1 protein-coding gene is annotated in these 224 nt (G+C 74.1%); it reads right to left on the bottom strand.

Annotated elements, in window-relative coordinates; translation table 11 throughout:
* Nucleotides 1–224, bottom strand: a 224-nt coding sequence (locus SKC42_RS27610) for a hypothetical protein (protein WP_330967389.1), incomplete at both ends; no start/stop codon positions are given.

Below are 224 nucleotides of genomic sequence, written 5' to 3'. Positions count from 1 at the left end.
CCAGTCGAGCCGGTCGGGCCAGTCGCCCCGGTCGCACCCGTGGAACCAGTCGCCCCAGTCGAGCCGGTCGCACCCGTGGAACCAGTCGAGCCGGTCGGGCCAGTCGCACCCGTGGAACCGGTCGCACCCGTGGAACCAGTCGAGCCGGTCGGGCCAGTCGCACCCGTCGCCCCGGTGGAACCAGTCGAGCCGGTCGGGCCAGTCGCACCCGTCGCACCCGTGGA

It is taken from the genome of Mycobacterium sp. 050134, from assembly GCF_036409085.1.
Classification (GTDB): Bacteria; Actinomycetota; Actinomycetes; order Mycobacteriales; family Mycobacteriaceae; genus Mycobacterium.
This window is presented reverse-complemented; position numbering and strand designations above follow the sequence as displayed.